General features: G+C 53.8%; 3 protein-coding genes. 2 read left to right on the top strand and 1 reads right to left on the bottom strand.

What is annotated here, in order from left to right; genetic code table 11:
• Window positions 1-157: 157 nt before the first annotated feature.
• Complete coding sequence (gene cgtA / locus P3X23_RS03815) at window positions 158-1,168, bottom strand: Obg family GTPase CgtA (protein ID WP_300873304.1); 1,011 nt, start codon at window positions 1,166-1,168, stop codon at window positions 158-160.
• A 199-nt stretch (window positions 1,169-1,367) separates the two neighbouring features.
• On the opposite strand from cgtA, the gene P3X23_RS03810 reads away from it, so the two are divergent.
• Together P3X23_RS03810 and P3X23_RS03805 are read left to right on the top strand one after the other, a co-directional pair.
• Window positions 1,368-2,735 carry an LCP family protein gene (locus P3X23_RS03810; protein ID WP_300873302.1) on the top strand — a complete coding sequence of 456 codons (1,368 nt, stop codon included), beginning with the start codon at window positions 1,368-1,370 and terminating at the stop codon, window positions 2,733-2,735.
• A partial coding sequence (locus P3X23_RS03805) for an ROK family protein (protein WP_300873301.1) occupies window positions 2,732-3,079 on the top strand: 348 nt, incomplete at its 3' end. The genes P3X23_RS03810 and P3X23_RS03805, both read left to right, overlap by 4 nt.

The following is a 3,079-nucleotide window of genomic DNA, read 5'->3' as shown; positions in this document are numbered from 1 at the left end:
TGATTGGCCAGTTCTTGAAAGGGGGGCGGGGTGGGTTGGCATAGGCTGGGGGAACATAGCCCTAAAACTAGACTACTGCCCAAAGCGATCGCCCCCAAGACAAGGGATCCTCTGGTGTTCATTTTTCCTCAGTTACTCCTCAACCGCAGCCATCGAATCAGCAATACTGATGGGAAACTTTGACCCCTAGTTCCTGCCAAATGGCGTCTAGGAGAGGCTCCAACCCCTGACGCGCCACTGCAGAAATGGCAAATACGGGTTTTCCCAAATACGCGCTGAGGGTTTCCTGAACAGCGGTGACCCGAGAAGGCTCTAGGGCATCTATCTTATTGAGAACAACAATCTGCGGGCGATCGCCCAACCCATGGCCATAGGCCACCAATTCATTGCGAATGGTTTGGTAGGCGCTCACCACATCTTCAGCCGTCGCATCAATCAAATGCAGCAGCAGACGGGTGCGCTCAATATGGCGGAGAAACTCATGTCCCAATCCCAGGCCTGCATGGGCACCCGCAATCAGACCGGGAATATCGGCAAATACCGTTCCATCCCCGTTAGGCTGGCGCACTACCCCTAAATTGGGCACCAACGTTGTAAAGGGATAATCGGCAATTTTGGGCCGCGCCGCCGACAGCACAGAAATGAGAGTTGATTTGCCGGCATTGGGCAGGCCAATAATGCCCACTTCCGCCAGCAGCTTGAGTTCTAGCCGCAGGTGTCGCTCTTCACCCTCTAGGCCGGGGAGGGCATAATCCGGTGCCCGCTGATGATTGCTGAGAAAATGCTTATTCCCTAGACCCCCTTTGCCCCCCTTGGCCACCAGCAGTGTTTGACCAGGGGTAGTGAGGTCTCCCAGCAATTCCTCCGTTTTGGCATCCCAGACCATTGTGCCGCAGGGCACTTCAATAATTAAATCGGCACCACAGGCGCCGGTGCGGTTATTTGGTCCGCCCCGTTGGCCATTTTCTGCCTTAAAAACATGAGCATAGCGAAAGTCCAGCAGCGTTTGTAAATGGGACACTGCTTTGAGAATGACTGATCCACCATTGCCGCCATTGCCCCCCGATGGGCCCCCCGCAGGCACGTATTTTTCACGGCGAAAGGCAATAATGCCGTCGCCCCCTTTACCGGCTTTGACATGAATTTCCGCAAGGTCAATAAATTGCATGTTGGCGGTAATGAGCTGCGTATGGGATGGATATTTGAGTATTGTATCCTGCTAATTTGTTAACAGTTCTTTTTACGGGAAGGGCACAGACGCCAAAGGGTGAAACGTAGTATCGAAGGCGCTGGAGGTATTCATACAAAAAAAGCTATAAAGAGCAATATGGTAGGCTTTAGGGAATTTTTAATGTGGCGAGGCAGTAGTGTTAACTCGATGGCAGCACCGACGACGACCCGCTCCGCCTGAAGAAGGGGTTCTATTTTGGCGACTGGTGTTGTGGCTAGGGATTGCCTTGATCTCCGGCAGCTTAGGGGCATTGGGGGGGCTCCTGAGTCAGAGTACACCGCTCCTGCAGCGATCGCTCACCGGTGGGGAATGGCAGGTGTGTCAATGGGGCGATCGCTGGACAGGGGCAAGGCTCCATCAACCCTTGAATTTGTTACTCATTGGCTCTAAGGTCTTGACCTCTGACTTAGATCAACCAACCGACCCCAACCTCACCTACCACGCCCTTGTCAACTCCGTTGAGGGGTTGTCAGACTCACTCCTACTGGTGCGTTTTGATCCCGTACAGCAACGTTTGGTGGTGCTGTCAATTCCCCGCGATACGCTGACCTTCATCCGCGGCCGAGGAGATGCCAAAATCAACGAAGCCAATGCCCTCGGCGGGCCAGCACTGGCGGCGGAAACCGTCAGTGAGCTGTTGGGTCGTGTGCCCATTCATCGCTATTTGCGCATTAACGTTCAAGGCATTGAGAAACTGATTGATGCCCTTGGGGGGGTGACGCTGGATGTACCCACAGCCATGCGCTATCGCGATGACAGTCAACACCTGTACATTGATTTGCAGCCGGGACGGCAGCACCTAAATGGCAACCAAGCCTTGCAGTTTATTCGCTTTCGCTACGATGCCCTTGGGGATATTGGCCGTGTCCAGCGACAACAAATGTTTTTGCGGGCGTTGATGGAGCAAACTGCTCGCCCTGAAACCTTTGCTCGCATGCCGCAAATTCTCAGCATTATTCGTGAGCATTTGGACACGAATTTAACGATTCAGGAACTCGTGAGCTTGGGACAATTCCTCACCCGTTTGCCGCGATCGCGGGTAGAGTTTTTAATGCTGCCGGGCAACTTTAACGGCACTATTGATGAAGTAAAAGTCAGCTATTGGTTGCCCGATTACCGGCGGATTGCTTGGCTAACGGATCAGTATTTCCGTGATACACCCCCTGCCAATCCGCGGGCAACAGGTTTGACCGCCCCTGCCCAAGTGCGTATTGCCATTCAAAATACCACGTTGCCAGAGTCATTGGTTCTGCGCCTAAGTCAGCAACTGGAAACCGCAGGTTACCCCGATCCAATGGTTGCTGAACCATTGCCCCAATCCCTGCCAATTACCCGCATCATTGCTCAGCAGGGAGATTTGGCAGCAGCCCGTCAAGTGCAGTTATTCCTAGGATTTGGAGAAGTACGGGTAGAGAGTACAGGTGTGCTAGCATCGGATGTAACTATTCAACTGGGCGCAGATGCCCGCGATCGCCTGCAATTGAAGCCGACCAAATCTCTGTGAGCGAACCCTACGTCATTGGTGTTGATCTCGGTGGCACTGCCATCAAAATGGGGCGATTTAGTCCCAAGGGGAATTGTCTGAATGCCCTGACACTGCCGACTCCCCAGCCTCCCTTTCCAGAACGGGTGATTAAAGCTATCGTGCAGGGGATGAAGGAACTGGATGCTGAGGATCGGGCATTGGCCATTGGGATGGGCATGCCGGGGCCTGTGGATGCCAGCGGTCGCATTGCCCGCCGCGCCATTAACCTTGACTGGTACGAAGTACCCATTAGCGACAGCCTCGAACAATTGACGGGCAAACCCACAGTGATTGGTAACGATGCCAACTGCGCCGGCCTGGGG

The sequence above is a fragment of the Thermosynechococcus sp. Uc genome (assembly GCF_029335995.1).
Classification (GTDB): domain Bacteria; phylum Cyanobacteriota; class Cyanobacteriia; order Thermosynechococcales; family Thermosynechococcaceae; genus Thermosynechococcus.
The sequence above is the reverse complement of the archived record's forward strand: the minus strand, read 5'-3'. Positions and strand labels throughout refer to the sequence as shown.

Coding starts and splice junctions, on each gene's coding strand:
- cgtA (WP_300873304.1), bottom strand. CDS start 1,168: ATGCAATTTATTGACCTTGCGGAAATTCATGTCAAAGCCGGTAAAGGG.